Here is an 842-nt window from a genome sequence, read left to right as displayed (position 1 = left end):
TGGCCGTGCTGCGCGTGGTCCCCGGCCCCCGCGACGACTGGTTCGGCGAGGCGGGCCTGGAGCGCCTGTTCACGCAGGACTGGGACGTGAGCCAGCAGACCGACCGGATCGGCGTGCGCCTCACGGCCCCCGACGACGGCGCGCCGCTCGAGCGCGTGCGGGAGGGCGAGCTGAAGTCCGAGGGCGCCGTGCGCGGCGCGCTGCAGGTGCCGCCCTCGGGTGAGCCCGTCCTGTTCCTCTCCGACCATCCGGTCACCGGCGGCTACCCGGTGATCGGCGTCGTGGCCCGCGCGGACCTCAGCCTGGCGGCCCAGCTGCCGCCGGGCGCCCGCGTCCGCTTCGTCCCCCATCCCCGCCCCGGCGCCGAGACCGTCGTCGACTCCGCATCGCCCTCCGAGGAGACCCCCGCATGACCACCACCACCCCCGCCGCCCGCCCCGTCACGCGGGTGCTCATCGCCAACCGCGGCGAGATCGCCGTGCGCGTGGCCCGCGCCGCCCGCGACCACGGCATCGCGTCGATCGCCGTCTACTCGGATCCGGACGCCGACGCCCTGCACGTGGCCGTCGCGGACGAGGCCTTCCACCTGCCGGGCGCGTCCTCGGCGGACACCTACCTGAGGATCGACGCGGTCCTCGACGTCGCCCGCCGCGCCGGCGCCGACGCCGTGCACCCGGGCTACGGCTTCCTCTCCGAGAACGCCGACTTCGCGCAGGCCGTGATCGACGCCGGGATGACCTGGATCGGCCCGTCGCCGGACGCGATCCGCGCCCTCGGGGACAAGATCACCGCCCGCTCCCTCGCCCAGCAGGCGGGCGCCCCGCTCGTGCCGGGCTCGGATA

2 protein-coding genes are annotated in these 842 nt (G+C 76.4%); both read left to right on the top strand.

Going from position 1 to position 842, the window contains the following annotated elements:
* The coding region (locus D8M29_RS12665; RefSeq protein WP_148111632.1) for a biotin-dependent carboxyltransferase family protein at positions 1-413 on the top strand (413 nt) is incomplete at its 5' end.
* On the top strand, positions 410-842 hold a 433-nt coding region (locus D8M29_RS12660), incomplete at its 3' end, for a biotin carboxylase N-terminal domain-containing protein (protein WP_305034238.1). The genes D8M29_RS12665 and D8M29_RS12660, both read left to right, overlap by 4 nt.

Source organism: Micrococcus sp. HSID17227 (assembly GCF_003989405.1).
In the GTDB taxonomy this organism is placed as follows: Bacteria; Actinomycetota; Actinomycetes; order Actinomycetales; family Micrococcaceae; genus Micrococcus; species Micrococcus luteus.
Note: the sequence above shows the minus strand (reverse complement) of the source record. Positions and strands in the feature narration are given on the sequence as shown.